The 23699-nt window shown below is 73.3% G+C and carries 24 protein-coding genes; 9 read left to right on the forward strand and 15 right to left on the reverse strand.

The window, feature by feature from the left end; translation table 11 throughout:
- Positions 1-91 precede the first annotated feature (91 nt).
- The 4 genes from ACIPM1_RS15460 to ACIPM1_RS15475 all read left to right on the forward strand — a co-directional run bounded on the left by ACIPM1_RS15460 (position 92) and on the right by ACIPM1_RS15475 (position 4938).
- Entirely contained in the window at positions 92-490 is a 399-nt protein-coding gene (locus ACIPM1_RS15460; protein ID WP_402434146.1) for a DUF6234 family protein, read from the forward strand.
- Positions 491-1049: 559 nt separating this feature from the next.
- Positions 1050-1736: a GntR family transcriptional regulator gene (locus tag ACIPM1_RS15465; protein ID WP_356192080.1), complete on the forward strand. Its 687-nt coding sequence runs from the start codon at positions 1050-1052 to the stop codon at positions 1734-1736.
- A complete protein-coding gene (locus ACIPM1_RS15470) occupies positions 1733-3118 on the forward strand; it encodes a hypothetical protein (protein ID WP_402434150.1) in 1386 nt (461 codons plus the stop codon). The genes ACIPM1_RS15465 and ACIPM1_RS15470 overlap by 4 nt, the downstream gene beginning before the upstream one ends.
- On the forward strand, positions 3115-4938 hold the full coding sequence (locus tag ACIPM1_RS15475) for a GMC family oxidoreductase N-terminal domain-containing protein (RefSeq protein ID WP_402434153.1): 1824 nt from the start codon (positions 3115-3117) through the stop codon (positions 4936-4938). Before ACIPM1_RS15470 ends, ACIPM1_RS15475 begins: the two co-directional genes overlap by 4 nt.
- 42 nt (positions 4939-4980) lie before the next feature.
- On the opposite strand, the gene ACIPM1_RS15480 is transcribed toward ACIPM1_RS15475, so the two are convergent.
- From ACIPM1_RS15480 to ACIPM1_RS15535, 12 genes are all read right to left on the reverse strand, one after another.
- Complete coding sequence (locus ACIPM1_RS15480; RefSeq protein ID WP_402434156.1) at positions 4981-5580, reverse strand: hypothetical protein; 600 nt, start codon at positions 5578-5580, stop codon at positions 4981-4983.
- Between the two features lie 91 nt (positions 5581-5671).
- Positions 5672-5932 (reverse strand): hypothetical protein, encoded by a 261-nt coding sequence (locus ACIPM1_RS15485; protein ID WP_402434158.1) that lies wholly within the window; start codon positions 5930-5932, stop codon positions 5672-5674.
- A gap of 469 nt (positions 5933-6401) precedes the next feature.
- Positions 6402-7055, reverse strand: coding sequence for a hypothetical protein (locus ACIPM1_RS15490; protein WP_402434161.1), 654 nt, complete (start codon positions 7053-7055; stop codon positions 6402-6404).
- A 108-nt stretch (positions 7056-7163) separates the two neighbouring features.
- A complete protein-coding gene (locus ACIPM1_RS15495) occupies positions 7164-7502 on the reverse strand; it encodes a hypothetical protein (protein ID WP_356192096.1) in 339 nt (112 codons plus the stop codon).
- A 352-nt stretch (positions 7503-7854) separates the two neighbouring features.
- Positions 7855-8559, reverse strand: coding sequence for a lysoplasmalogenase (locus ACIPM1_RS15500; RefSeq protein WP_402434164.1), 705 nt, complete (start codon positions 8557-8559; stop codon positions 7855-7857).
- A gap of 1 nt (position 8560) precedes the next feature.
- Positions 8561-9394, reverse strand: a complete 834-nt coding sequence (locus ACIPM1_RS15505) for a sterol desaturase family protein (protein ID WP_356192103.1) — start codon at positions 9392-9394, stop codon at positions 8561-8563.
- A gap of 1 nt (position 9395) precedes the next feature.
- On the reverse strand, positions 9396-10109 hold the full coding sequence (locus tag ACIPM1_RS15510; RefSeq protein WP_356192105.1) for a GntR family transcriptional regulator: 714 nt from the start codon (positions 10107-10109) through the stop codon (positions 9396-9398).
- A gap of 102 nt (positions 10110-10211) precedes the next feature.
- Complete coding sequence (locus ACIPM1_RS15515) at positions 10212-10928, reverse strand: class F sortase (RefSeq protein WP_402434169.1); 717 nt, start codon at positions 10926-10928, stop codon at positions 10212-10214.
- Between the two features lie 125 nt (positions 10929-11053).
- A complete protein-coding gene (locus tag ACIPM1_RS15520) occupies positions 11054-11935 on the reverse strand; it encodes a hypothetical protein (protein WP_402434172.1) in 882 nt (293 codons plus the stop codon).
- Between the two features lie 184 nt (positions 11936-12119).
- Entirely contained in the window at positions 12120-13220 is a 1101-nt protein-coding gene (locus ACIPM1_RS15525) for an MFS transporter (protein WP_402434175.1), read from the reverse strand.
- Positions 13221-13609: 389 nt separating this feature from the next.
- Positions 13610-14347, reverse strand: a complete 738-nt coding sequence (locus tag ACIPM1_RS15530; RefSeq protein ID WP_402434178.1) for an FAD binding domain-containing protein — start codon at positions 14345-14347, stop codon at positions 13610-13612.
- A gap of 147 nt (positions 14348-14494) precedes the next feature.
- On the reverse strand, positions 14495-14791 hold the full coding sequence (locus tag ACIPM1_RS15535; protein WP_356192118.1) for a hypothetical protein: 297 nt from the start codon (positions 14789-14791) through the stop codon (positions 14495-14497).
- Between the two features lie 354 nt (positions 14792-15145).
- Between ACIPM1_RS15535 and ACIPM1_RS15540 the strand changes: the two genes are divergently transcribed.
- Complete coding sequence (locus ACIPM1_RS15540) at positions 15146-16237, forward strand: N-acetylmuramoyl-L-alanine amidase (protein WP_402434181.1); 1092 nt, start codon at positions 15146-15148, stop codon at positions 16235-16237.
- Positions 16238-16368: 131 nt separating this feature from the next.
- Here the strand turns inward: ACIPM1_RS15540 and ACIPM1_RS15545 are convergent, their stop codons facing one another.
- Together ACIPM1_RS15545 and ACIPM1_RS15550 are read right to left on the reverse strand one after the other, a co-directional pair.
- A complete protein-coding gene (locus tag ACIPM1_RS15545; RefSeq protein WP_402434184.1) occupies positions 16369-17028 on the reverse strand; it encodes a fasciclin domain-containing protein in 660 nt (219 codons plus the stop codon).
- A 128-nt stretch (positions 17029-17156) separates the two neighbouring features.
- Positions 17157-18788, reverse strand: a complete 1632-nt coding sequence (locus ACIPM1_RS15550; protein ID WP_402434187.1) for a molybdopterin-dependent oxidoreductase — start codon at positions 18786-18788, stop codon at positions 17157-17159.
- Positions 18789-19007: 219 nt separating this feature from the next.
- Between ACIPM1_RS15550 and ACIPM1_RS15555 the strand changes: the two genes are divergently transcribed.
- The 4 genes from ACIPM1_RS15555 to ACIPM1_RS15570 all read left to right on the forward strand — a co-directional run bounded on the left by ACIPM1_RS15555 (position 19008) and on the right by ACIPM1_RS15570 (position 23274).
- A complete protein-coding gene (locus tag ACIPM1_RS15555) occupies positions 19008-19925 on the forward strand; it encodes an SGNH/GDSL hydrolase family protein (protein WP_402434190.1) in 918 nt (305 codons plus the stop codon).
- A 334-nt stretch (positions 19926-20259) separates the two neighbouring features.
- Positions 20260-20475, forward strand: coding sequence for a hypothetical protein (locus ACIPM1_RS15560; protein WP_356192131.1), 216 nt, complete (start codon positions 20260-20262; stop codon positions 20473-20475).
- 234 nt (positions 20476-20709) lie between these two features.
- The gene (locus tag ACIPM1_RS15565; protein ID WP_402434193.1) at positions 20710-22122 is read left to right on the forward strand and encodes an amino acid permease; all 1413 of its coding nucleotides are present in this window, start codon (positions 20710-20712) and stop codon (positions 22120-22122) included.
- Between the two features lie 171 nt (positions 22123-22293).
- The gene (locus ACIPM1_RS15570) at positions 22294-23274 is read left to right on the forward strand and encodes a hypothetical protein (RefSeq protein ID WP_402434196.1); all 981 of its coding nucleotides are present in this window, start codon (positions 22294-22296) and stop codon (positions 23272-23274) included.
- A 7-nt stretch (positions 23275-23281) separates the two neighbouring features.
- On the opposite strand, the gene ACIPM1_RS15575 is transcribed toward ACIPM1_RS15570, so the two are convergent.
- Positions 23282-23620, reverse strand: a complete 339-nt coding sequence (locus ACIPM1_RS15575) for a hypothetical protein (protein ID WP_402434198.1) — start codon at positions 23618-23620, stop codon at positions 23282-23284.
- Positions 23621-23699: the final 79 nt, after the last annotated feature.

The raw sequence follows: 23699 nt of genomic DNA on the forward strand, positions 1-23699 counted from the left end.
GTTGCCATCGCGCTGCGAATGATCCACGATCCGCACGGACTTGGGTACGGGTACTCATCCGCACCACCACCAGGCGCGGCATCCTGCACCCATGACCGAGACCCTCCCGGCTCCGGAACGCCGGCGCCCCTGGTCGCACCGAACACGCCCGGGCGTGGACCTCGCCCTCGCGATCCCGCTGTTCCTGTTGGAGACCGCGTGGCTCGTGGTGGATTGGATATACGGCTACGGCCTGGAGGTATGGGCAGCGCAAGGCGAACAAGCACAGATCGACGCGGCCGGCCTCGCGCACATCGGGCGGGTACGGGTGCTGCTGATCGCCGTACTCGTCCTGGCAGTTCTCGCGGCCGTCTTCCGTGCCCGTTGGACGGTGATCGCGCACCTGCTGGTGGCCCTCTTGGCAGGCGGCTCGCTGGCGGCCGCGCAGCACGAGTGGGACCACAGCCACACCCCGCCACCCGGATGCGTTCGCTACAGCGCGAACTGCTGAGACCGCCGGGCGCGGATCGAGCCGCGTTGTCGCCTGTCGCCTGTCGCCTGTCGCCTGTCGCCAAGGCATTCCGCGTCCAACGCAGCTATTCAGGAGTCGGGTTGAGGGACACTCTCTGTGCGAGGATGTCGCAGAGTCGCCGACCATGAGGTGCGTCATGGCAGAGGAATCCGCCCCCACCCCGTCATGGAAGATCACCGATCGAGACCTTAGGCGCCTGATGAGGCGTGGCATGAGCGAAGTGGCCGACGATCCCACCGCGGCGGGACTTCATGCACGCATTCGGCAGAGGGAGAACGCCGAGGAGGACCGCGAGCACAGGGAGCGGTCTGAGCGGTCCGCAACCCTCGGACTCCTGGTCGGAATGGCACTGCTGCTTGTGTCCGTTGTCAGCTCCGTCGTCACCTTCCGCCCGTGAAGCACGGAATCAGCAGTATCAGGCACGGACAGCAGCACCAGTAGACAGCACTCGTTGGGGGCCGCAGGGGTTGACGGTCCCTCGTGCGCGCTGATTCAGTGGCTGAGCCACTCAGTCACTGAGCCGCCCCGAGGAGGGACCGTGGAGGCGTTGCCCCGCGAGACGATCGTGGATGTCCTGGAGAACCGGCTGCGCGAGGACATCCTGAACGGCAGCCGCCCGCCGGGCAGTTATCTCCCACCCGAGCGTCAGCTCGCCGACGGGTACGGCGTCACGCGCACCACCCTCAAGCACGCCTTCGGGCGTCTGATGCAGGCCGGGCTGCTGGAGACCCGGCACGGTGTCGGCACCCGCGTACGGGACTTCGCCCGCCTCGGTGGCGCGGATCTGCTGCCCATGCTGGTACGTCACGACGCGCGGTGGATCCATGAGGTGTTCGAGGTGCGCCGCAGCATCGGCGCCCTGATCGCCGAGCGGGCCGCCGAGCGGGCCACGGACGCGCGGCGCAGGGAGTTGCGGGCCCTGCTGGACGCCGTACGCGACGCGGAGAGCCCCGACGCCGTACAGCTGGCCGACGTCGAGGTGCACCGCGCCCTCGCCCGCGCCACCGGCAACCGCGTCTACGTGCTGCTGACCAACACCCTGTTCAACGCCTACCTCCCCGTGCGGGCCGCGCTGCGCGGACCCTTCACCGACGCGGACGCCGCTCACCGGCGGCTCGCTCCCGTGGTCGAGGCGGTGACGGCGGCGGACACCGCCAGGGCGAGGGCGTCCGCCGACACCTACCTGCGGGAGACCGAGCAGATCATGCTGGAGGGGCTGTCGTGAGGGGAACCTCGTTCGCGGAGACGCTGCTGGGCACGGTCCGTCTCGACAGCGACGACCACGACCGGCGTATCCGTCTGGACCTGCGCGCGGAGGCGGACGAGGTGCTGCGGCCGCATCGCACCACCACGGCCCGGCTGAACGGCCGACTGCGCATCACGGGGATGGCCGACGACCCGCGCACGCGGGGCACCATGCAGATCTCACCGCTCACCCGCCGCCGTATCCGCTACCAGTTGTCCTTCACCACCGCCGACCGGCGCATGCTCACTCTGGACGGGTGGAAGTCGGTGACAGCCCGTCATCCGGTGAAGTCGATGACGGTCCTGCCGGTCACCCTCTACGAGGACGGAGCGCGCGTCGGTACAGGAACGCTCCGCTTCCCTGCCGCCACCGGACTGCTCCCCTTCCTGCTCAGTTTCCGCTTCCCCGGCCGGGAGGAGGCCGACCGCTACGCCGCGCCCCGGTGGGACGGCCGGCCCGGCCGCACCGAGGTCTGGTACACCACGCTCACCGACCCGGCCACCGGCACCGGAGTCTGGCTGCACCACGAACTCACCGTGCCCACCGACGGATCCCCGCCCGCGGCCCACGGCTGGGTCGCCACCTTCCCGCGGGAGGGAAAGGTGCGTCACGCCCGCTTCGGGCCCGCCCCCTGGCCCCGACCCGCCGGCGGGTTCAGCGCCGCCGGTGTCACTGCGGTGGGCGGACAACTGAACGGCGCGGCCGAGGACTTCAGCTGGGACCTCACCGAGACCCCGTCGGGCGCACCGCTGTTCACCTTTCCGCGCTGGTCGTGGCGGCGCACCCTCCTCCCGGCGACGCACCTGCTGCCGGCCTCCCGCGCCGCCTACAGCGGCACACTCCACGACGGAGAACGCACGCTCACTCTGCGGGACGCGCCGGGGGCCTCCGCCCGCATCTACGGCCATGGGAACGCCCGTCGCTGGGCCTGGCTCCACGCCGATCTCGGCCATGGGGACGTCCTGGAAGTCGTCGCGGCCGTGTCCACCAGGCCGGGGCTGCGCCGTCTGCCGCCTCTGGTCTTCCTGCGGCTCAAGCACCGTGGCCGCACCTGGCCCTCGCGGCCGGAGCGCTCGGCGGCCGGGCTGCTGGGGATCGGGCGGTTCCGTGCCCGGATCGGCCTGCCGGAGTGGACGGTGACCGGGCGCACCGCCCTGCGGCGCGTCCGCGTCACCGTCACCCAGCCCGCGGACCGGACCCTCGCCCTCGACTACCGCGATCCGGACGGCGCCCCGGCGGTGTGCCGCAACAGCGAGCGCGCCGACGCCGAGGTCGTACTCGAACGCTGGTGGGGCCGGTGGCGCACCGAGGCGGCCTGGACGCTGGACGGCACCGCGCACGTCGAGGTGGGTGACCGGTGACCGCCGAAGGATTCGTGGCCGCCCTGATCGCCGACACCGGCGACGACCCGTGGGCCGCACGCGTGCCGCACCGCCTCGACACGCTGCTGGCCGCGCTGCCGCGACCGGTACGGGCCGCGGTACGCACCGGGGCCGCCGCCGTCGACGTCTACGGCGTACTCCGCACGGGCCGCCGGCTGGCCTCGCTGAGCCCCGACGACCGTGAGGCGGTCCTCGCCTCGCTGGCGGGCCGCCCACGGCTGCTTCCCCTGCTCGACCTCCTCAAGGTGCCGGTCCTGCTCGCCGCGGCCACCGAGCGGACGGCGCCGGCGCCCTCTCCCGTTCCGCGCGCGGACCCGCCCCTCGCCTGTGTGCCCGCCGGGGAGTGGCCCGCCCGGTCCACCGCCGACGCCGTCGTGATCGGCTCGGGGGCGGGCGGAGCGATCGCCGCCCGCGCCCTGGCACGCGCCGGGGCCGACGTCGTGGTCCTCGAAGAGGGCGAGCACCATTCCACGGCCTCCTTCCAGCGCCGTACGCCCCTGGAGCGCTTCACCGGCCTGTACCGGGACGGCGGCGCGACCGCCGCTCTCGGCAACCCGCCCCTGCTGCTGCCCGTGGGACGCGCCGTCGGCGGCACCACCGTCGTGAACTCAGGGACCTGCTACCGCACTCCCCCGCACGTCCTCGCCCGCTGGAGCGGCCGCTTCGGTTTCGACCTCGCCGACGGACTCGACGCGCACCTCGACGCGACCGAGGCGCTCCTGCGCGTCGGCACACAGCCGCTGGACGTGCTCGGCAGCAACGGGCTGCTCGCCCTGGCCGGCGCCGAACGGCTCGGGTGGCGGGCCGGGCCGCTGCGCCGCAACGCGCCCGGCTGCGCGGGCTCGTGCCAGTGCGTGGTCGGCTGCCCCACCGGCGCCAAGCAGAGCGTCCAGGTGTCCGTACTGCCCGACGCCTGCGCCGCGGGCGCCCGCATCGTCACCGGCGCGCGGGTACGGCGCATCCTGGTCGACCACGACCGCCCAGGGGTGCCCCGCGCGGCCGGAGTTCACGTGCTGCGGGCCGACGGCAGCGCCTTCGAGATCCTCGCCCCGCTCGTGGTCGCCGCCGCGGGCGCCCTGGAGACCCCGCCGCTGCTGCGCCGTTCCGGTCTCGGAGCCCACCCGCGGCTGGGCGGAAACCTCAGCGTGCATCCGGCGACCAGCCTGGCGGGCCGCTTCGGCGAACCCGTGACCTCCTGGCACGGCGTCCTGCAGAGCGTCGGCGTCGAGGAACTCCACGAGCACGGTGTCCTGATCGAGGCCACCGCGAGCCCGCCCGGGATGAGCAGCTTCATCCTTCCCGGCCTCGGTCGCAGCCTGCGCCGGGAACTCGACGGCGCCGACCGCCTGGCGATCCTGGGCGCCATGATCGCGGACCGTCCTTCGGGCCGGGTGAGCGGCCGGAACCGCGCCCTGGTCCGCTACGCCCTGGACCCGGCCGACGGCCGGCGCCTGCACACCGCCCTGGGCGCCATGGGACGGCTCCTGTTCGCCGCCGGCGCGCAGGAGGTCCTCACCGGCATCCCCGGCGCCCCGTACGCCCGCACTCCGGACGAACTGGACGCGATCCTCGCCGGCGTCACCCCACGGCACCTGCACCTGTCGGCCTTCCACCCCACCGGGACAGCCGCCGCGGGCGCCGACCCGGACCGCGCACCCGTCGACCCCCGCGGCCGCCTGCGCGGCGTCACCGGCGTCCTGGTCACCGACGCCTCCGTCCTGCCCTCGTGCCCCGAGGTCAATCCCCAACTCAGCATCATGGCGGCGGCCTCCGCCATCACCGAGGCCAACCTGGCATGAGGCGAACGGCTTTCACCGTCGTCGGCGCCTCTGACAGGTCCGTTACCCTGACTTGGTCGAGGGTTCCACAGCCGGAGGAAAGCCCAGCGCGTCCAGCAGGGCGTCGAAGAGGTCCTCCACGAAAGTCTCGTTGGAACACAGCAGTTCCTCGATCGTGGACTGCTCGGCAGTGCCTGCCCGGCCGGCCGCTGCGGCCCAGACGAGAGCCCCGCGGGCGGAGTTTGGCACCTCCGCCAGGAGTTCGGCACGCTTGCGTCTCACCGACTCGCTGAACTCGGGTGTGCTCACCCACGCACTCATGTCTTCCAGGTCGTCGGGTTCCTCGGCCCAGAGCGACGCGGCCACCTCCATGTTCAGGCACGCCTGCCACTTCTGCCCATCAGGTGCTCGCCCGGTCAGCAGGGCGACGCCACTGTCGTAGACGTCGGCGACGCAGGCTGGTGCCTGAGTCCACGAGACCAGCGCGGCCAGGTCCCCCTCTTCCCACAGGCCGTCATCCAACTGGAGCGTCTGCCAGCCGCCCGAACGCGGCCACGACGTGTGCACGCTGTCCTTCAATTCCTGGTGCATGGCGTCGAAGACGGGCGACTGCAGCAGCGGCCGCTTGCTGCAACCGAAGACCAAGTGGCCTGAAAAACCCACGGGAACCTCCTCCAAGACCCTGGGCGCACCATAGAGCGCACCACCGACAGCCATACGCTTCCCCCGCTTGCGGAGAAGTTCGGCCCCTCGCTCAGCCCGCCGCGCGCAGCCAGCGGCGGAGGGCCTCGTGCACGCTGTCCGGCAGTGTGCTGAGGCGTTCGATCGCCTCCCGGTCGCCCGGCGAGGGGGCGATGCCGGCCGCGGTCAGCGTCGCGTGCAGGTCCAGGCGTCGCATGTCCTCGGGCTGGACGTGGCAGGCGATGCGCTGGCCCGGGTTCGGGGGCGGCAGCAGGAAGTCCTCGTCCGCTGCACGGTCCCAGGACAGGTCGGCGATCGGCCTCAGTGTCTGCATGTCATGCTCCGTTCTCACCGCTGTGCGTGCTTGCGACGGTCTTGGTGAGGACAGAGGCCAACGGCGCGGGCCGCGGTTGCAGCACTCCGGGCGGATCACCTGGACGGTGCAATACGTCGCCTTGTCACACCACCCGGGCGCGGCCGCGAACGGAGCCGATCCGGCGCCCTGGTGGGGAGCGGCCGCGAAGTTGCGTATCCCACTTTTCGGCCGGTCGGTGAGCACGCCCTCCGTCCGCACCGTTGACCCCGGTAACCGGTGACCCACCTCGAGACCGGTGAATGAGGTTCGCACATGGCTATGACTGCTCCGACGGCAACAACGCGGCGTGTCCCCCTCGCCGGCTCCCGCCCCGCCCGGGTGCCTGCCGGCCCCGGCCGGACCGAGGACTGAGCGGTCGCGTCATGGACTACTGCATCCCGTGCAGCCGCACGCTCAACGGCGCCGTGACCTGCCCCGAGTGCGGGGCCTACGACTCCCGGATGGCACCGCTCGGCGAGCCGGGTGATGTCGCTCCCGCGACCGTGGGCACCAGGACAGCGGAGTTCCACTTCAGCGAGCTGCCCGGCCCCACCGGCTCCCCCGACGGTGCCGAGGGCCCGGGAGCGCCAACTCCCCCGCAGGAGCTGCCGACCGGCCGGGACAACCGTCCGCCGCGGATGAGGAGGTACGCCGTCAGGTCTCTTGCCGCGGCCGCCTTCACCGTCCTCGGCGGAGTGGCCGCAGCGTCGGTGCTTCCCCAGTCGGCGACCCCGCGCGCGGCGACGATCCCGGACCAGCCGCTGCCCGAGGACTCCCGGCTCGACGTCACCGACTCGCCCACCTCGTCCACCCCGCCCGAGCGTGCGACCACGCACCCGGCCCGAAAGGCTGTCGAGAACCGTGGTGGTGAGGGCTTCCGCCGTCCTCTGCCCACCGTGACGCCCAGCGCGCCGCCGACGTCCCGGTCGCCCTCCGCGGCCACCAGCAGTGCGCCGCCCCCGTCCAGGACGAGGCCGGCCCCACGGCCTACCGGCAGCCGCCCCGCCTCGCCCACGCGAACGGCGTCCGCCTCCGCGAGGCCGTCCGCCAGTCCCACCGGCAGCGCCAGCGCCTCGCCCAGCGGCAGTCGCTCACCGGGCATCGGGCTGGGAGTCGGTGACTGAGTGCCGCAGGGGGCGCGGTGCCGTGGCGGGCTCCGGATGGGCGCCGGTCCCTTCGGCTGGGGCGGCGGCCCGCGGTCGGACGCCGGTCAGGCGGCGCGGGACCACCGCTGGGCCGCACGCTGGGAGGCGGACGAGGTACGGACGGGCCGGACGCGGTACGTCGTCTTGGTGGGGTCGACCACGGGCTCGCCGAGGGCGATCCGCCCGCTGGAGTGCAGGGCGTCGCACTCGGCGGTGGGGAGGGCGACGTAGCAGCTTCCCTGGCCGGTGGCGGCGTCGAACGGCTGCCAGTAGCTGTATCTGCGGCGGCCGCCCGCGTGCACGGTGAGGAAGACCGTGGTACCGGGGTCGTTGATGATGCGCAGGAGGTCGGCGCCCTTGGGGCTGAGCGGGGCGCCGGAGCGGCCGCGGTGGGTCAGGAGCATCGTCAGGCCTCCCCGAGCGCGGTCCGCCGGACCCGGGCGTGACGGGCGGCGCGGGACCGCGTCGCGTCCGGCAGCGGTGGCCCGTCTCCGCGCTCGGGGCCTGGCGGTGCCGCGTGCCGGCCCCGTGCGGCGGGTATGACGGCGGCGGCGGTGACCGCGTATGCGCGTATGTCCTCGGCCTGCTGCCGTCGCGCGGTCGGGGAGGCGGCGGAGGCCGGAGCCGCCGGACCGGGGATGGGCTGCATCAGTGTGGAGGCCTTCCTCATGACAGGGACTGGAGACCGGTTACCCCGTTCGGGCGATGTCGATCTCATTTCTTCCCGCCATTGTTCAGCACGGCACTGACAATCGCTCAGCCGTTTTGCGGCGTGGCGCGTCGCGGTCGGTCGCCGGGCGGTACCCGCTCGGTGTGCTCGGGTGCGGGATGGAGCGCCGTGCGCGGTGGCCGGGTGCGGGCGAAGGCGTCGACCAGCAGGAACTGGGCCAGGGTGTAGGTGGCCATGACGAGGACCGGGCGGCCGGTGAACTCCGTTCCCGCCGCGCCGAGTCCGATCAGCAGGTCCGAGGCGACGAACACCGCCCCTCCCCAGGCCGCACGCGGCCCCCGGACCTGCGCGGTCGCCGCCATGGTCACCAGGGCCAGGCTGTAGGGAGCGACCGCCCAGGCCAGCGGTCCGAGGTGGGGCAGCAGGGCCGCGTTCACGGCCGCCCACACCGCGAGGCAGGCCGCGCACAGCAGCGGCCGGGCGCGCAGGTGGGCGACGGCGCCCTGCCGGACGAAGGCGGTGATGTAGCAGAGCTGGGTGCCCAGGAAGCAGGCGATGCCCGCCACGAAGGCCCCGGCGCCCGGCAGGAGCAGGGCGACGTCACCGGCGGCCGCCAGTGCCAGGCCGGCGAGCACGGCGGGATGGTCGCGGCGCGTGAAGCGCCACAGGTACACGGCCAGCAGCGGTGCGAGCAGCGGCTTGGTGCACCATTCCAGGAGCTCCTGGTGCAGTGCGACGCCGGCCAGGTTCAGCGCGGCAAGTCCCGCGTAGGCGAGGAGGATCGGCGGCATCTCAGAGCTCCGCCCTCGGCGACCATCCGGGCGGGCCGAAGAGATGGCCCGCCTTGTCGCGCCAGCGCCGCGCTCCTCGGACGTCGCGCCAGGCGGCGGCGTACTCGTGGAAGGCCACCCGCAGCGGGTTGTAGGTGTCGATGTTCTTCGTCAGCCCGTACACGACCCGCTCCCGCTCCGGTTCGAAGGTGCCGAAGAGCCGGTCCCACAGGATGAGGATGCCGCCGTAGTTGCGGTCCAGGTAGACGTCGTTGGAGGCGTGGTGGACCCGGTGGTGCGAGGGGGTGTTGAAGACCCCTTCGACCGGACGCCACAGCTTGTCCACCCGCTCGGTGTGCAGGAAGAACTGGTAGAGGAGGCTGAACGACTGCTGCAGCAGGATCATCCACGGCGGCAGGCCCAGCAGGGCGAGGGGCAGCCAGAAGGGCAGCGTGGTCATGGGCGTCCAGCTCTGGCGGAGCGCGGTGGAGAGGTTGAAGCGCACGCTGGAGTGGTGCACGACGTGGCTCGCCCACAGGACGCGGACGCGGTGGTGCGCGCGGTGGAAGGCGTAGTACGCCAGGTCGTCGGCGAAGAACAGCAGGATCCATGTCCACGGCGAGGTGACCGGCGGGTGCCAGGGGGCGACACTCCAGACGGCGGCGTAGCCGAGGACCGCGACCACCTTCCACGGCAGTCCGATGACCTGGCTGCCCGCGCCCATGGACATGCTGGTGACCGTGTCGCGCAGTTCGTAGCCGCGCTCCTCGTCGTCGGGGAGGAAGCGGTACGACAGCGCCTCCACCGCGACCAGCAGGACGAAGAACGGTATCGCGTACACGATGGCGGGGATCATGTCAGCCCGCTCTCCTCTCCGGGACGGCGGGCACACTGCGGGAGAGGAGGTGGCGGGCCAGCCGCTCGGCGCCCTCCTCGTCGCGTGCGGCGATCAGTTCGGCGAGCCGCAGATGGGCCGCCACGTCGAGCAGTTCCTCGGCCCGGCGGTCGGGCGGCACTTCACCGGCGGCGAGCGTGCCGCCCACGAGGGTGTTGAAGGACAGCAGATAGGCCAGGTTGCCGGAGCCCTCGACGATCAGCCGCCACCAGGCGACGTCCGCCGCGCCGAGAGCGGCGAGGTCGGGGCCGGCCTGCGCGTAGCCGGCCGCCGCCGCCTCGATGGCGGCCGCCTGTTCCGGCGAGCAGCGCGCCGCGCACAGCCGGGCCGCGTCGGCGCCGACGCACGCCCGCATCTCCAGGACGTCGCGTCGCAGGTCGTGGGAGTCCAGCGGCGGGCCGGCCTCGGCCATCCGCACCGCCAGGTCCAGTCCGGCGGTGCGCCGCCAGTCCAGCACCATGGTGCGGCCGCCGTGGCTCACCTCGACCAGCCGCGCCTGCTGAAGGCGTTTCAGCGCCTCCCGCACGGCGTGCCGGTTGACGCCGAACTCGGCGGCCAGGTCCCGCTCGGCCGTCAGGGCGGTGCCCGCGGGCAGGGCACCGCTCAGGACGCGGTCCCTGAGCAGCGCGAAAAGCTGGTCGGAGACCGCTTCCCGCCGGATGCGTTCCTCTGCCATGGCGGTCAGCGTGCACCCGCCGCGACGGCTGGTCAACTGGTTGGACCAGATGAATCCCGGACGCCGTCGGCTCCGGCCGGGCCCGTGGCCACCGGGAGGGCGTCAGGCGGGGTCGGTCGAGTCGAGGTGGGCGAACACCACCACGTTGTCCTCGTAGTCCCGTACGGTGCGGTTGTAGGCGCCGCCGCACGTGATCAGGCGCAGCTCGGGTGTGGGGGTGTCGGCGTAGACCTTGTCGTTGGGGAAGTTCGCCTTGCTGAAGACCTGGACGGAGTCGACCTTGAAGCGCGCGGTGACACCGTCCGCACGCGTGATCTTCACCAGGCTTCCGTGCTGGAGTGTGTCCAGGTCCGCGAAGACGGCGCGACCGATCTTCGTGTCGAGGTGCCCCACGACGATCGACGCTCCGCGCTCGCCCGGGGAGACGCCGCCTTCGAACCAGCCGACGAGATTGGTGTTGTTCGGCGGCGGGGCCTGGAGCTGTCCCGACGGGCCGATGTTCAGCTTGGTGAAGGGCGCGTTCACACCGATGGACGGGATCGACAGCCGTGTCGGCTCCGATCGGGACAGCGAGCCGTCGTCGGTGGGCGGCGGGGGCGTCGCCTCGACGTCGGGGACATCCGGCACGCTGCTGTAGACGGTGGTGGGCCGGACGTGCGTCGGGCTGCCGAGGCCCTGGACCGGGGTGTCCAGGGAGTTGTGGATGAGCAGAGCGCCCAGCGCCACCGCCGCCGCCGGCCACACGAGGTGGTTCCGGCGAGGCCGTGCGGCGGGCTCGGTACCGGGCTGCTCCGTCCGAGGCGACTGCGGGGAGGCCATGCGAGATGCCTTTCGTGAACGGGTGACGGTGAGCCGGGTGGGGGGAAAGCCGCTGTCGCGGTCTTCGGCCACCCTCGGCGGGTGACGAAGACCGCGACAGCACAGCGGTCGGTAGAGGAATCGGCTCAGGCCGCGGAGGCGTTCGACCCGTTGCGCCGACGCAGCATGTACGCGCCGGCTCCCAGGCCGCCCAGCAGGAGCGCGGCTCCCACACCCAGCGTGTTGGTGCTGTCCGCCAGGCCGCCGCCACCGGCGTGGACGCCGCCGCGCGGCTTGCTGCCACCGCGCTCGTCGCCCTTCGAGGAGCCACCCTCGCTGCCGCCGTGCGACTTGGACCAGCCGCCCTCGCCGCCCTTGGAGGAGCCACCCTCGTCGCCGCCGCGACCGCCCTCGTCGTCGCCGCCGCCCGACTTGGACCAGCCGCCCTCGTCGCCGCCGCGGCCACCCTCGTCGCCGCCGCGGCCACCCTCGTTGGGCGCCATGGCCAGCGCGCCGCCACCGGCGTGGACGCCGCCCTTCGGCTTGCCGCCGCTGCGGCCCTCTTCCTTCTTGGACGAGTCGCCGCCCTTCTTGGACCAGTCGCCGCCCTTCTTCGACGACTCGCCGCCCTTCTTGGACCACTCGCCGCCCTTCTTCGACGAGTCGTCATCGTCGCCCTGGGAGCCGCCTTCGTCGCCCTTCGAGCCCTCGTCGCCCCTGGACTGGCCTTCGTCGTCGCCCTTCGAGCCGCCGTCGTCGCCCTTCGAGCCGCCGTCGTCGCCCTTCGAGCCGCCGTCGTCGCCCTGGGAGCCGCCTTCGTCGCCCCTCGAGCCGCCGTTGTCGCCGCCGTTGTCGCCGCCGTTGCCGTCCGAGTCGTCGCCCCGGGAACCGTGCGAGTCGCCGTGGTCGGAGCCCGCGGCCGGCGCCACCGCGAACGCGGACAGGGTCGCGGCGCCGGCCGCCGGCGCGGACAGAGCCACGGCGGCGGCGATCGCCGCCGAAGTGAACAGAGTACGGGTGATACGCATGGGTGTTCCTTCCGTCGCAACTGCGAGAGCCGGCAGGCTGCCCGCTCACTCGGAAACACAGGTGCAACGTGATCACTTTCGGCAGGATCGGGGCGGCCTACCACTGGGGCGCCGCAGATGGGCTATCCGGCCAGCGCCGCATCCTGGGGCCATCCGGGCGGCTCCGCGGGATGTCGATGCCCCATCAGATGGAAGCCGATGACCCATCAGGAGGATCTGATTTTCTGCTTTCCTGCGACGGAGCCGCATACGGGTGGTCTCGGCTGAGGTTCCGTCTGCCGAGGGACGGCATGACCCGCGCGGGGCAACGGGATCGGCGGCGTCCGACCGGACCCGCCGAGCCGGTCACGTCGGCCGGGTCGGCCGAGCCGACGGGGGACGGTACGAGGCCGCGTACGGCGAGCCGGTGCCGGACGAACAAGACCGCGGCACAGGCCTCGAGGACGATCGCGCCGCCGGTGCGCAGGATGGCGTCGTAGGCGTGCGCGGGGCCGGTCTCAGGGGTGAGGGCGGTGACGGCGGTGGCCGTGGCCGCGAGGGCGACGGCGCCGAGGGTGACCAGTGCGGTGAGTACGACGCCGGAGGCCTCGCCCGCGCGGGCGGGCGGGACCACCTGCTGGGTGGCGACACTGGCGAAGGTCCAGCCGAGTCCGAGACCGAGGGCGCACCAGGTGAAGAGGGGGACGTAGAGCCACCAGGACCACACCAGGCTCAGGCCGGTCATTCCGGTTCCGGCGACGAGTCCGGCGAGGGCCATGACGGTGGTGGAGGACATCCGCAGCGAGAGCCAGGCGCCCAGCGGGCCGGTGCAGGCGACCGTGAGGGCCGGTACGAGGAAGACCGCGCCGGCGGCGAGTGCGGACAGACCGCGTACCTGCTGGAGCTGAAGGGTCGCCAGGAAGACGGTGACGATGGTCAGGCAGCCGGGCAGGTCGATCTGGCGGGGGGCGGTCTCGTCGCGGGCGGCGACGAGCGCGTCGAGGGTGGGGGCGAGGGCGCAGCCGGCGGTGAACAGCGCCATGCCGGTCAGCAGCAGCGGCCGGCGTCCGAACAGGTCGCCGAGGCGGCCGCCGACGATGAAGAAACAGCCGATGGCGAGCATGTAGGCGGACAGGGTCCACTGGGCGGCGGAGACCGTCACGCGCAGGTCGGAGGCGATGCCGGGGACGGCCGGGTTGAGCGCGAAGAAGTCGACCTGGATGCAGAACAGCGCGATCGACACCGCCGTGAACGCCCCGGCCCGCTGGGCGGAACTCGGAGGTGGGGGCGCGGCTGTGGATCCCATCCCCCCACCTCACCCCCGGTGGGGGCGGGCTGCCAGTGGAGGCGCCTGGTCGGGCGAGGGCGAGGGCCGTCGTGGTGCGGGCGGCGCCGTGCGGGACCGCTCTCGTTGGAGGGGTGCGCTCCTCGGCTGTTCGGCCCATCGGTGATCTGCCGGGCGCCGGTCGGGTCCCTGTGTGTCGGGCGCCTCAGCGCACCGTCACGCGGGTGGGCGGGCGCGGGGGTGGTATCAGTCGGTGGCCGGCGTAGGGCAGGACGAGGGTGATGGTGACTCGTGCCGCCGCGCATGGTGGACACCGGGGCGAGGGAGTTCGACAGCACCAGATCGACGATCTCCCCCGGGTCTCCCACGCCCCTCCCCCGCGCTTCCACCCGCATCCCCGGTTCGGGGCCTCACGGGTGGGAACGGGGCCTGTCGGTCCGGCCGTTGAGAAGTGCGGTGACCTGTTCGCCGACCACCTCCCATGACTGCGGGGGGAGTTCCCCGATCGCCGTGCGCCGCAGGTCGTGCAGCACCGTCTCGGTGTCGGTGTCGCGGGCGACGCTGCCGCTGAGCACTTCGAGGCCGTCGCGGACGGCGACGCGGAGACGGTCGGGTCCCCCGTGGGTCGCGTGCAGGGCGGCGGCGACCACGAACGGCGGCCGTCCGCCCGCCTCCTGGGGCAGCTTGCGGTACGCGCTGGCGATCGGCTCACGCCAGCGAAGGCCGAGCAGGAGCGGCCGCTTGGCGACGACTTCTCCGAGATCGGCCTCGTGGACCCGGTCGGCCTCCAGCACGGTCGCCCGGGCGTCCAGGACGAGCGCCGCGGGCAGCAGGCAGCGCAGCGCGCTGCCGACGAGGTTGCCGCCGACCGTGGCCGCGCGGCGCACCGCTCCGGTGCCCACCGAGGCGGCCGCCCAGTGCAGCACCAGCGGCACACGGTCGTCGATCTGGTGCAGCACCACGGCCGCGCCCAGCGCGTTCCGACCCAGTTCGTTGGCCTCCGGGACGTGGCGCAGCGACAGGGCCTGGTCGGGGAAGCCGTCCCGCTGCCACGTGGCCCACACCAGGGTCGCCCCGCCCACCGGTACGGCTTTCTGGGCCAGGTATCGCTGTGCCTCGGACACGGACGTGGGAAGACGCAACAGCACGGCAGCCGACCTGCTCTCCTGGACGGTGGGGCGGTGACGCGGACCGGAGCGCGGCGGCGGGACCGCCGGCGGGGAGCATTCTTCCGGCGCCCTCGGGGGCGCGTACAGGGCTCATCCCGTCGCCCCACGCGCCCCCGGGGGAGGCGGTCAACTCCGCGACGGACGGCTGCGGATGGGGGTCAGCGGACGCAGGTCCCGCACCAGGGCACGGCGGTGCGGCGACCGCAGTTCCTCGTCCGGCACCGCGAACAGGTCCCGCCCGCCGAGGCCGGGCAGTTCGCACACTTCTCGTCGTACGGCGCGCAGTGCCCGTCCCTTGCGCCGCCGAGGCAGTCGGGGTCGGTGGATTCGTCCGGCGTCGTCGAACCGCATGGCCTTCGCCTTCCTGTTCTTCCTCCGGATGTGCCGCCGCGGGTGCGCGGCGGCGAGCGGACACTTCGTCAAGTGCCCCCAAGATCGGCCCCGAAAAGGCGGGAGGGCGAGCGGCTGGTTGCGAACGTGACGTTTCCACGCGACCACCGGATCGCTCACCGTCCGCACACGCGGGCGCCGGTGCGCACGACTTCACCCGCCCACGCGTACGTCCCGGACAGCGGGGCATTACCGATGTGAACGCGCAGGCCGCCGCCGGGCGCCACTCCGGGAACGAGTGCGGGCGCCTCGTCGGCCGGCCGGTGCGGGCCCGCATCCGGGAGCTCACCGAGAGTCACCGCGCGGCGCCTGTCCCGGTACGACGGCGAGGACGGCGAGGACGCTGATGACGAGAAGGCACCGTGGACATCGGCCGGGGGTGACGTGATGACGTCTCCCCTGACCCCGGCCGGGTGGCGGGCGGCGTTGCGCGCCGAGGGCGTCCGCTTCACGGAGTACGCGGGCTGGACGACACGCGGCCGTGACGGGGCGACGGGCCGGATATTCGGCCCGGTGCACGGTGTGCTGAACCACCACACGGCCGGCACCGACAGCCTCGCCACCATCGCGGTCAAGGGGCGGCCCGGACTGCCCGCCCCGCTCGCCCACGCCTATCTGCCGAAGTCCGGGGTCCTGGTCCTGGTGGCGGACGGCCGGGCCAACCATGCCGGACTGGCCGCCCGGAACGCGTACGAGGCGATCCTGGCCGAGCGGCCGATCCCCCGCCCCGACGCCCGCTCGGGCACTGTCGACGGCAACGACGTGCTCTACGGGATCGAGGTCGAGAACCTCGGGAACGGCAAGGACACCTACACCCGCGCGCAGTACGACACCTGGGTCCGGTTCAACGCAGCCGTGTGCCGCGCGCACGGCTGGAGCGCGGCCAGTTGCGCCGGGCATCTGGAGACCTCGATCGAGGGCAAGCCGGACCCCGCCGGGCCCGTCGCCGGATACGTCGGCCGCGGCCCCTTCAAGCTCACCATGGACAGGCTCCGCGCCGACGTCGCCGAGCGGCTGCGGCACAGCCCCGGTTGGAACCCCGCATCCCAGGAGGACGACGAGATGCCCGCCTACGTGAACCTCGGTGTCGCCAGGCCCTACGCGCTGCGGCCGGACGCCTGGGACTCGATCGAGTTCACCGAGGAGTGGTCGGACGAGCCGGGCGGCCACGCCACCGACGGCGCGGTCTTCGCGCGCGGAGCCGCCCGCTTCACCGGCTCGGTCAGCCTGCGGTTCGAGGGCCTGCCCGTCGGCGGGGTCGTCCAGGTCCGGATGAGCGAGTACGAAGGCGGTGACTTCAAGGCCGACCACCCCGTGCACGAGATCGTCGGGACCGGCGGCGACAGCTTCGGCGTCGTCCCGCTGACCAAGCGGCTGGGCGCCGGCCGGGGGATGCGGGTGCGGCTGCTGAACCAGAGCGCCCAGCCCGTCACCGTGACCAGCGCGGTGCTCACGGCCCTGGTGTGGCGGGAGAGTTGAGCCTCCGGGGCCGAGTCCTCGCATCACCGGGGCGGCGGTGAGGCCGCCCGCGGTGGGGAGGACGGAGGCGGGGGTGGCCGGACATCCGGCCACCCCCTTCCGCTCCGTACCGCCCCCGCGGGGGCCGGCCGTCAGCTCTTCGGCATCAGGACGGTGTCGATGATGTAGACGTTGGCGTTGGCGGTCCTGACGTTGCCGCAGACCACCTTGGCGGAGTCGTCGACCATGTAGGACTCGCCGGAGCCGGAGGTGCTGAGCTTCGACTTCTCCAGCGTGTCGAAGGAGCCGTTCTCCAGGTCCTTGGGGGCGAGCTTCTTGCCCACCACGTGGTAGGTGAGGATCTTCGTCAGCTGCGCCTTGTCGTTGAGGACCTTGTCGAGCGTCGCCTTGGGGATCTTGGCGAAGGCGTCGTTGGTCGGCGCGAACACGGTGATGTTCTGGGCGTTGTTGAGGGTGTCGACCAGGCCGGCCTTCTTCACCGCCGACACCAGGGTCGACAGCGCCGGGTTGTTGGAGGCCGCGGTCGCGACCGGGTCCTTGGCCATGCCGTCGAACGATCCGGCACCGCTCTTGGGCACCGACGAACAGGCCGGGCCGAACGGCTCGTTCATGCTCGAGGCGTCGCTGCCGGAACCCGTCATGCTGTCGTCCGATGCGGTGGCCGAGGCCGACGCCTTGCCGGACGAGTCGGACTTGGCGGAGTCACTGTTGTCGGAGCAGGCGCTCAGCGCGAGCGGCAGGACGGCGGCGGCGGCCACGGTCACGGCGATACGGCGGATACGGGTGTTCATGATGTTCCTCCTGTTGGCAGAGGCGGCGGTCGCCGCCGGTTCATGGGGTGGGGCAGGGGGTCGGAGAGACAGAGGGCCAGGGGGCAGGCGGCGGGGGCGGAAGGCCTGTCGGTCGGGGCGTGCGGGAGTCACTCGACGGTCACCACGACCGAGTGGTGGCCGCTTGCGCCGTCGGGCTCGGTGCGCGTGCGCCGGACGGTCTGCACCGCGCCGGTGCGGTCGGTGGCGCGGACGGTGAGGGTGTGGCCGCCCTTGCCGGCCCGCCACGGGAAGGACCACTGGCGCCAGGTGTCGCGGGAGTCCTCGGCCGCGAGGGTGGCGTCCTGCCAGGGGCCGTCGTCGACGCGGATCTCGACCCGGTCGATGCCCCGGTGCTGGGCCCAGGCGACGCCGGCCACCATCACGGTGCCCGCCCTCGGCCGTGCGAACGGCTTCGGAGTGTCGATGCGGGACTGCGTTTTGACCGGCGCCTCGCGCGCCCACCCCCGCCGGACCCAGTACGGGTCGTAGGCGTCGAAGGTGGTGAGCTCGATGTCCTTGATCCACTTGCAGGCGGACACGTAGCCGTACAGGCCGGGGACCACCATGCGGACCGGGAAGCCGTGGGCGAAGGGCAGGGGCTCCCCGTTCATGCCGACGGCGAGCAGGGCGTCGCGGCCGTCCATGACGTCCTCGACCGGTGTGCCGATCGTCATGCCGTCCACGGATCGGGCCACGAGCTGGTCGGCCCGGCCGCCCCGGGACGGGGGGCGCACCCCGCACTCGGCCAGGAGGTCCGCCAGACGCACGCCGATCCAGCGGGCGTTGCCGACGTACGGACCGCCGACCTCGTTCGACACGCACGTCAGGGTGATGTCCCGCTCGACGAGTTCGCGTCGCAGCAGGTCGTCGAAGGTGAGCGTGACCGGCTCGCGGACGCCCCCGCCGTGGACGCGCAGCCGCCAGGCCCTGGCGTCGACCTTGGGCACCACCAGGGCGGTGTCCACCCGGTAGAAGTCCCCGTTGGGCGTGAGGAACGGGCTGACGCCGTCCACGCGTACCCGCGCGCCCCGGGGCACCGGCGGCGCCGACGAGGCGGGACCCGGAAGGACGAGGCCGTTCCGGGAGCCGACCGCGTCCCGGGCACTGGATCCGCCGAGTGCGCGGCCCAGTGCGCCCACTCCCGCGGACGCGGCCGCCGCGACGGTGGCCGCGACGACGAACCCACGGCGGTCCCACTCCTCGGGCCCGCACCGTTGAGCGCCCTCCCGGTCGGCAACGACGCCGTCCGGCACGGCACTTGAGTCGTTCCGGGCGGGCAGCCGGCCCACGAGCGCGTACAGCAGGAGCGCTCCGGCGACCGAGCCCAGGAGGGAGGGCAGCGCGTCGACCGGACCGGTGGAGTCCGGCCGGCTGACCGCCGAGACCGCCCCGACGCCCCCGAGGACGAGGACCGCCGCCGCGCCGGGCCGACGGTGCCGCACCGCCAGCAGACCCACCGCGAGGGCGAACAGGGCGAGCACGAGCAGAATCCCGAGCTGGAGCACGAGCTTGTCGTGGGTGCCGAAATTCCGGATCGCCCAGTCCTTCACGGCGGCCGGCGTGCGGTCGATGGCGGCGCCGCCCACCGCGACGACGGGACCCGCTTCGGGACGCACCAGGGCGGCGGCCAGTTCGGCGGAGGACAGCGCGGCGAACCCCGCCAGCACGCCGCTGAGCGCGCCCAGCGCCGGCCGGACCCAGGTCCTGGGATGTCCTCGCTGCTCCTGATCGCCTGTCACGTGGGGAATCCGGGCCTGGTGGGGCGGCGGATTGGTCGGCCGCCCGATCGGGCGAAACTTTTTTCCGGACCAATCCGGACCGGCGGCGGCAACGGATCATTCGTTCCCGTCTATGGCCCTGGGTACCTACCGGACGGTATACAAGCCCCGTTGAACGTGTGACGACCGTGCCGCGGGGCCGGTCGTGCACGGAGTCCCGGTCACAGGGGGAGGCTTGTCATGGCGAGCGACACGCGTGCGGGTGCGGCGGCGGAACGGCGCCGGTGGCCGGCGGCCGTAGGGGCGGCACTGGGCGGTTGCGTCCTCGTCGCCGCGTCCACGGTGCCCGCCGCGGCGCACGGCACCGGATCCGGGCACGTCACGGATTACGTGGCGCTCGGCGACTCCTACACCTCGGGCCCCCTCATCCCGAGGCAGGTGGACGCCAACTGCGCCCGCTCGGACCACAACTACCCCTCGCTCGTGGCGGCGCAGCGGGAGCGGACCACGCTCAAGGACGTGAGCTGCAGCGCGGCGAAGACCGACCAGATGTGGGCGCCGCAGGGCACCAACGCTCCGCAACTCGACGCGCTGGAGCGGGGCACCGACCTGGTGACCCTCCAGATCGGCGGCAACGACATGGGGTTCGGCTCCATCATCGCCACGTGCGCCGGACTCAGCTCCACGGACCCGTCGGGGAATCCCTGCGAGCGCTACTACAACTCCTCCGGGACCGACCGGCTGACGGTCGCCATCGCGCAGACCGCGCCGAAGGTCGACCGTGTGCTGCGGGCCGTGCACTCCCGGGCTCCGCACGCCCGGGTGCTCGTCGTCGGCTATCCGGACCTGCTGCCCGACGACGGCAGCGGCTGCTACCCCTCCGTGCCGTTCGCGGCGAAGGACTTCCCCTATCTGCGGGACACCGGGAAGCGGCTGAACCTGATGCTCCGGCTGGTCGCCGCGTGGAACCACGTCGAGTACGTCGACACCTACGGCCCCACGGCCGGCCACGACATGTGCAAGGCCCCGGCCGACCGCTGGATCGAGCCCCTGGCGCCCGCCTCCCCCGCGGCCCCCGCGCACCCCAACGCCAAGGGCGAGGAGGCCATGGCGCGCGCCGTGACGGAGCGGCTGGCCGAGGGACGCGGACGCGGCTGAGCCGACCGGAGCGCGCGGTGGGCGGGCCGCGGCGCAGCCGGGCGGACCCCGACGCGGCTGAGCGGGCCGGACGTCCCGGCGAACGACCGCGGCCCGGCCGAGCGGACCCGGACGCGCCTCGGCGGCCCGGACTCGGCCGGCAGGTGTGTGCCGGCGACGCCCGGCCGGGGGCGACCGCCTCCGGCCGCGCGCGGCCGGGTGCCCGCTCGCAGCAGTGGGCCTCCTCCGATCGGGTGCGCGCGGGCCACGGCGCCGACGGCCGGGCCGCCGCTCCGATCACGCTGGGACGGTGCCGCCCGCCCGAGGCCGGCACCCCGCGAGCGAGGAGACGACGATGCCCATCGACACCGTAGAGCGGTTCCTGGCGGCGCTGAGTCCGCACCACCGGGAGCACGTCGAGCGGTTGCCGCGCGAGGAGCAGGACAGACTCGCCGCCGCCTGGGAGGCGGAGCTGGAGCAGGACACCGATCTCGACACCCTGAGCGAACTGTCGCCCGCCGCGGCGGAGAGCGAGGCGGCGGCCCGGGTGGCGAAGAAGCTGTTCGAGTAGGTGGGGGACGGCACCCGGGCGGGCGGCCGTTCCCGGGCCGGCCGCCGGGGTGTGCCCGACGAGCGGACGTCGGAAGAATTCCCTGCTCAGAGGGCGGCACGGCGCACCTTTTGCGGCGTCGAGCGGGGGCATACGGGACAAACGCAGGGGATTTGGAATCTGCTCGAACCGTGTCCGACCATGGGCTCGCCCCGGCGATCCCGGGCATCTGTTCGAAGAGAGGCGCACCACCCCATGCACGTCACCGGAACCGTCCCACAGTCGGCTCCGGCCCCGCAGGAGACCCCCGCGGCCCCCACGCCCGCCGCCGAGCCCGCCGGCTCCCCCGGCAGGCACGCCCGCCGCTTCGGGCTGCCCGTCGCCACCGCCCTGGTCATGGGCAACATCATCGGTGGCGGCATCTTCCTGCTTCCGGCCTCCGTAGCCCCGTACGGCACGATCAGTCTGGTCGCCTTCGGCGTCCTGACCGTCGGCGCCATCGCCCTCGCGCTGGTCTTCGGCCGGCTGGCCGAGCGCCATCCGGACACCGGCGGGCCGTACGTCTACGCCCGGGAGGCCTTCGGCGACTTCGCCGGATTCCTCGCCGCCTGGGCGTACTGGATCACCACCTGGGTGTCGAACGCGGCGCTCGCCGTCGCCGCCGTCGGCTACCTCGACGTGCTGATCCCGGTCGGCGGCCACCGCTGGACCGCCTGCCTCGCCGCGCTCGCCCTGCAGTGGCTGCCCGCGCTGGCCAACTTCGCGGGCACCCGCTACGTCGGCGCCGTGCAACTCGTCTCCACCGTGCTCAAGTTCGCGCCGCTGCTGCTCGTCGCGGTGGGCGGGCTGTTCTTCTTCGACCCGGACAACCTCGGCCCGTTCCGGGCCGGCGGCGGCAGCGCGGTCGGCGCGGTCTCCGCCTCCGCCGCGATCCTGCTCTTCTCCTACCTCGGGGTCGAGTCCGCCGCCGTCAGCGCGGGCGAGGTGAAGGACGCCCGGCGCAACGTGGGCCGGGCCTCGGTCATCGGCACCGTGGGCGCCGCGCTCGTCTATCTGCTGGGCACGCTGTCCGTCTTCGGCACGGTCGCCCACGACCGGCTGGTGAAGTCCACCGCGCCGTTCTCGGACGCCGTGAACGCCATGTTCGGCGGCAGCTGGGGCGGTTGGGCCGTGGCGCTCGCCGCGCTGGTGTCGATGACCGGCTGCCTCAACGGCTGGACGCTGCTGAGCGCGCAGACCCCGTACGCCGCCGCGCGCGACGGGCTGTTCCCCGCCGCCTTCGCACGCCGGCGGCGGGGCGTCCCGACGGTCGGCGTCGGCGTCACCGTCGTCCTGGCCTCGCTGCTCACCGTCTACAACTACACGTCGGGCTCGGCCAGGGTGTTCGAGATCCTGGTCCTGGTCACCACGTTCACCGCGACCGTGCCGTACCTGCTGGCCACCGCCGCACAGCTCTTCCACCTGGTGTCCGGGCGACGCGAGCGGGTGAACCGGGCGCGGCTGGTGCGCGATGCCGTGGTCGCCTCGGTCGCCGCCGCCTTCTCGATCTGGCTCGTCGCGGGCGCCGGGTACGCGGCCGTGTACCAGGGCGTGCTGTTCCTGTTCGCGGGCGTCCTCGTCTACGCCGTGCTGGCGGCCAGGCGGCAGAGGGCGCGGACCGCGGCCTGAGCCCGGCGGGCCGGACCAGGCGGGCGATCCGCCGCGGGGGCCCACCGGCGGCCGGCGGGACCGCACTTTTCGGCCAGGACTGAAAGGGGCGCGGTCCGGCACCCGAGTGGGCCAGGCTGGGGACGCTGTCGCACGACAGGTCCTGTCCCCCCTGTCCCCGGAGGTCGATCGATGCACGCCACCAGACGCCTGCTGTGCCTGGGAGCCTCGGTTCTGCTGGCGCTGGCCGCCCAGACCGGTCAGGCCGGCGCCCACGCGCTGCCCGGCACCTACGTCGTCTCCCGGGACCCCGGTGTCCTGCCCGAGGGGATCGCCGTGGGACGCGACGGCACGATGTACGTGTCCTCCGACGGCACCGGGCGGCTGTACCGCGGGAACGTGCGCCGCCCCGGCCTGAGCCCGTTCCCCGCCCAGGGCCTCGAGAACCGTACGAGCACGCTGGGCGTCCACACCGACGCCCGCGGGCGCGTCTTCTCGGTGGGCGGCGCGACGCTCATGGTGCACGACCGGCGGGGCCGGCTGCTGCAGACCAGGACGGCGCAGGGCGGCCCGCTCGGCCCGTCCGACCTCAACGACCTGGTCATCACCCAGGACGCCGTGTACGCCACCGACTGGGCCAACCCGGTGGTGTACCGGGCCGACCTGCGCGACGGCCGGCTGGGCCCGCTGGCGCCCTGGCTGGACATCCGCTCCGCGTTCCCGCAGTTCCCGGCGCGGTACTGGCTGCTGAACGGCATCGTGGCCGACCGGACGGGCGGGACGCTGCTGGTGGCGTCCAACGGCACGGAGGCGGTGTGGCGGGTGGACACCTCCACCCGCGCCGTCGAGCAGGTGGGGCTGGGCGGCCAGTCCTTCGGCGCCGACGGCATGGTGCTGCGCGGCCGCACCCTGTACGCCGTCCTCAACTACGGCGCCCCGCACGGGGTCTACATCGCCGAGCTGAGCGAGGACCTGCGCAGCGGAGAGGTCGTGCACCGGATCACGGGTGAGCGGTTCGACCTGCCGACCACGCTCGCCCGGCACGACTGCCGCCTCTACGTGGTCAACAGCCAGAACGACCACGCTCCGGGCACACCCCCGTACACGGTCACCGCGATCGACGACCCCACCTGCCCAGGGGCCGGTGAACCGGGCGGGACCCCGGGCGGGTGACGGCGCGTCAGCGGCCGACGATCGTGAAGCTGCGCCAGGGGGCCGCCCCCGCGACCACGTTGTCGGAGGACTGCGTGGCCAGGTAGGTGGACTGCCCGTTCGCGGGCTCGGCGCAGCTGTCGCCCTGGTACAGGATGATGTCGTTCTGCGTGAAGTTGTCGACGTGGGTCGCGCCCTGCGCGAAGCGGTGGCACCCGCCGACCGCCGGGTTCGAGATGACCTGCCGGTAGGCGGCGGCCGCGTTCCGGGCGGTGATCGTGCCGAGCGCCTGGTCGGTGCAGGCCACCAGCGCGATGCCGAGCAGCGCCGTGCCGGTGGCCGCGGTCAGCGGCCGTGAGACGGGCATCGGGCCTCCTGTGCCGGGACGGGGAGCGGGCTGGGACGTCGCCCGACACCACTGTCCGCCGGATCCGGCGGGCGCGCCC

The organism is Streptomyces sp. NPDC086766, assembly GCF_044746005.1.
Lineage (GTDB): Bacteria > Actinomycetota > Actinomycetes > Streptomycetales > Streptomycetaceae > Streptomyces.

Bases quoted from the DNA above. Each gene is read 5' to 3' on its own strand.
- ACIPM1_RS15460 (WP_402434146.1), top strand. From the start codon at position 92: ATGACCGAGACCCTCCCGGCTCCGGAACGCCGGCGCCCCTGGTCGCAC.
- ACIPM1_RS15485 (WP_402434158.1), bottom strand. From the start codon at position 5,932: ATGCAGACACTGAGGCCGATCGCCGACCTGTCCTGGGACCGTGCAGCG.
- ACIPM1_RS15490 (WP_402434161.1), bottom strand. From the start codon at position 7,055: ATGCCCGGTGAGCGACTGCCGCTGGGCGAGGCGCTGGCGCTGCCGGTG.
- ACIPM1_RS15495 (WP_356192096.1), bottom strand. From the start codon at position 7,502: ATGCTCCTGACCCACCGCGGCCGCTCCGGCGCCCCGCTCAGCCCCAAG.
- ACIPM1_RS15500 (WP_402434164.1), bottom strand. From the start codon at position 8,559: ATGCCGCCGATCCTCCTCGCCTACGCGGGACTTGCCGCGCTGAACCTG.
- ACIPM1_RS15505 (WP_356192103.1), bottom strand. From the start codon at position 9,394: ATGATCCCCGCCATCGTGTACGCGATACCGTTCTTCGTCCTGCTGGTC.
- ACIPM1_RS15510 (WP_356192105.1), bottom strand. From the start codon at position 10,109: ATGGCAGAGGAACGCATCCGGCGGGAAGCGGTCTCCGACCAGCTTTTC.
- ACIPM1_RS15515 (WP_402434169.1), bottom strand. From the start codon at position 10,928: ATGGCCTCCCCGCAGTCGCCTCGGACGGAGCAGCCCGGTACCGAGCCC.
- ACIPM1_RS15520 (WP_402434172.1), bottom strand. From the start codon at position 11,935: ATGCGTATCACCCGTACTCTGTTCACTTCGGCGGCGATCGCCGCCGCC.
- ACIPM1_RS15525 (WP_402434175.1), bottom strand. From the start codon at position 13,220: ATGGGATCCACAGCCGCGCCCCCACCTCCGAGTTCCGCCCAGCGGGCC.
- ACIPM1_RS15540 (WP_402434181.1), top strand. From the start codon at position 15,146: ATGACGTCTCCCCTGACCCCGGCCGGGTGGCGGGCGGCGTTGCGCGCC.
- ACIPM1_RS15545 (WP_402434184.1), bottom strand. From the start codon at position 17,028: ATGAACACCCGTATCCGCCGTATCGCCGTGACCGTGGCCGCCGCCGCC.
- ACIPM1_RS15555 (WP_402434190.1), top strand. From the start codon at position 19,008: ATGGCGAGCGACACGCGTGCGGGTGCGGCGGCGGAACGGCGCCGGTGG.
- ACIPM1_RS15560 (WP_356192131.1), top strand. From the start codon at position 20,260: ATGCCCATCGACACCGTAGAGCGGTTCCTGGCGGCGCTGAGTCCGCAC.
- ACIPM1_RS15565 (WP_402434193.1), top strand. From the start codon at position 20,710: ATGCACGTCACCGGAACCGTCCCACAGTCGGCTCCGGCCCCGCAGGAG.
- ACIPM1_RS15570 (WP_402434196.1), top strand. From the start codon at position 22,294: ATGCACGCCACCAGACGCCTGCTGTGCCTGGGAGCCTCGGTTCTGCTG.
- ACIPM1_RS15575 (WP_402434198.1), bottom strand. From the start codon at position 23,620: ATGCCCGTCTCACGGCCGCTGACCGCGGCCACCGGCACGGCGCTGCTC.